1 protein-coding gene is annotated in these 2716 nt (G+C 67.5%); it reads right to left on the bottom strand.

Features of this window, described 5'->3' with window-relative positions:
* Positions 1 to 55 precede the first annotated feature (55 nt).
* Positions 56 to 2488: a TonB-dependent receptor gene (locus DBR34_RS07060; RefSeq protein ID WP_128096259.1), complete on the bottom strand. Its 2433-nt coding sequence runs from the start codon at positions 2486 to 2488 to the stop codon at positions 56 to 58.
* Positions 2489 to 2716 lie beyond the last annotated feature (228 nt).

Here is a 2716-nt window from a genome sequence, read left to right as displayed (position 1 = left end):
ACCCCACCCCCACCGACCCACCTCAGGAACCCATCAGCCCCGACGCACTTGTACCTCAGAACTTCGCGTTCAACGACACCCAGTAGCTGCGGCGCTGGTCCTTGGTCGCGTAATCGTCCACGCAGTTGTACTCGCTGTCGCTGATCAACACGCACGACTGCGACACGAAGTTCTTGTCGAACAGATTGTTGACCCGCGCATTGAGCGTCAGCCAACGGTTGATGTTCCAGCTGCCACCCAGGTGGAAGATCGTGTAGTCGTCGTAGTAGCGCACCTGCGAGGTGCTCACTCCGCCCACGTTGCCCACCAGCGTGTCGCGGTAGCGGTCGTAACGGCCTTCGCCGATCAGCGACAGACTCACCGCATCGTTGATCTGCCAGTTCAGGCTGGCATTGGCCATGTGCTTGGCCGGCGTGGTCGTGCCGCCCACCGGCTTGCCCTTGTCCACGCCGCTGGTCTGCTCGGACTTGGTATAGGTGTAGTTGCCGCGCAGCTGCAGGCTGGCCAGCAGGTCCACGTAAGCCGCCGCTTCAACACCGCGCGTTTCGGCCTTGTCGATGTTCACGCTCTGGCTGAAGGTGCTGTAGCCCAACGCCGCCCAGCCCGGGCCCACGTCCACGCAGTACCCGCTGCCGGCCGGGGCCACTTCGCAGTTCGGGAACGTGCCGCCGCTGGCGATCTTGTCGTCGAACTTGTTGAGGAAGCCGGTGACGTTGAAGCCCCAGTCGCTGCCTTCGTAGTACGCCGCCACCTCGTAGTTGGTGCTGGTTTCCGGCTGCAGGTTCGGCGAACCCACCAGCGGCAGCACGCCCTGGCCACCAAAGCCGGTCACGCCGGGGAACAGCTGGTCCGGGCGCGGCGTCTTGTAGCCGGTGCTCACGCCGCCCTTGATCGTCCACGCATCGCTGGCGTTCCACACCAGGTAACCGCGCGGGCTGACGTGGCTGCCGAAGATGTTGTGGTCGTCATAGCGCACGCCCACCGTGGCGGTCAGCGTGTCGGTCAGCGACCAGTTGTCCTCGGCGAACACCGACCACATCCGGTGCTGCTGCTTGACGTTGTCACGGTAGCCGGCACCGTCCATGCCGAACACGCCGTCCACCATGTCGGTGTCGTTGTACTGGCCCCCCACGGTCAGCTTGTGCGCGCCGAAGGTCATGTCCAGCATCGTGTCCAGCACGTAGCCTTCCAGCTCCATCGTGCGCAGCGGGCGCGGCAGGAACGCCTGCAGGCGGGCCTGCTCGCTGGCATTGAGCGCGGTCAGCGCATTGCCCCGGCCCGCGGCGCAGTTGGCCGCCGCGCCGGTGCGGCGGCATACGTCGTTCCACAACGTCTGCAGGTCCGCGCGCTCGTCCAGGGTCAGCGGCAGCGAACGGCCCAGGTTGTTGCTGGTGGTGTGGGTCAGCGTGGTCTGCCAGGTGCCGAAGCTGTAGCGGCCCTGGTGGCTCAGCGCCAGCTGGTCGCGCTCGTAGCGCTGGTAGGCGGTATAGCCCACGCGCGGCTGCACCACGCGGCGGGTGATCGTGCCGCTGCCGTTCGGGTTGGGAAGGGTCGCATTGCCCACGCGCCACAGGCTGGCGGCACTGTCCAGGGTGCCGGTCTGGCCTTCGCTGTTGTCGTACTTCTGGCGCGAGACGTCGTAGTCCAGGCTCAGGTCGTGGTCGTCGTTGATCGTCCAGTTCAGGCGCAGCCCGGTGTTCCAGTTGGTGTTGGCCACCGCCTTGCCGCCACCGCCGAAGCCGATGCTGCGTTCCCACAGCGTGCCGTCCGGCAGCGGCAGGTCGTCCCACTCCGGGTTGGACGCCTTGGCGTCGTAGTAGCTGCCGCGCACTGCCAGGGCCAGGCGGTCCTTGAGCAACGGGCCGGTCAGGTACACGTCGGTGGTGCGCGCATCGCCGAACTGGTCGTCCTGCTGCACGGTGAAGCCCTGGGTGACCGAGCCGTGCCAGCTGTCCTGGTTGCGCCGGGTGATGATGTTGATCACCCCGCCCATCGCATCGGAGCCATACAGGGTGGACATCGGGCCGCGCACCACTTCGATGCGCTCGATCGCATCCAGCGGCGGCAGGTAGGCGAACTGGCCGCCGCCGAAGTTGTTCGGGTACAGCTGACCCACGTTGCTCTGGCGGCGCCCGTCGATCAGCACCAGGGTGTATTCGGACGGCATGCCGCGCATGGAGATGGTGGCGCGGCCGTTCTTGTCGGTGGTTTCCATGCCCACGTCGATGCCTTCCACGTCGCGCAGCGCATCCACCAGGCTGGTGTACGGGCGCTTGCTCAGTTCCTCGCGGCTGACCACGCTGATGCTGGCCGGCGCGTCGGTGATCTTCTGCTCGAAGCCGGCGGCGGTGACCACCACCTTGTCCAGCGTGGTCGGCGCGCCGGCAGCGGCACCGTGGGCGAAGGCCGGGGCACTGAGCGCGCCGAGCAGGGCGATGCTCAGCGAGCAACGGGAAAGGGACGTGCAACGACGCTGGCGCTGGGCCATGGCAATAACCTCGAAGGAAAGCAGACGGACGCATGCGGGCGCGGCCGGCAGGCCACGCCACGCACCACAGATCAGGAAGAAGCCCGCAGGGCGGGCAGGCAGGCGGTGATCGGCATCGACGGCGCGACGGCGCCGCAGGCGATGCGCGGGATCAGCCCTGCGGTGGCGCCTGGCCGCGCTGTACGCGCAGCCCCGGGGCCGACGGCAGCGGCGTGGCCGGCGCCGAAT

The sequence above is a fragment of the Stenotrophomonas sp. HMWF003 genome (genome assembly GCF_003061285.1).
GTDB lineage: Bacteria > Pseudomonadota > Gammaproteobacteria > Xanthomonadales > Xanthomonadaceae > Stenotrophomonas > Stenotrophomonas maltophilia_AP.
Note: the sequence above shows the minus strand (reverse complement) of the source record. Positions and strands in the feature narration are given on the sequence as shown.

Coding starts and splice junctions, on each gene's coding strand:
- DBR34_RS07060 (WP_128096259.1), bottom strand. CDS start 2,488: ATGGCCCAGCGCCAGCGTCGTTGCACGTCCCTTTCCCGTTGCTCGCTG.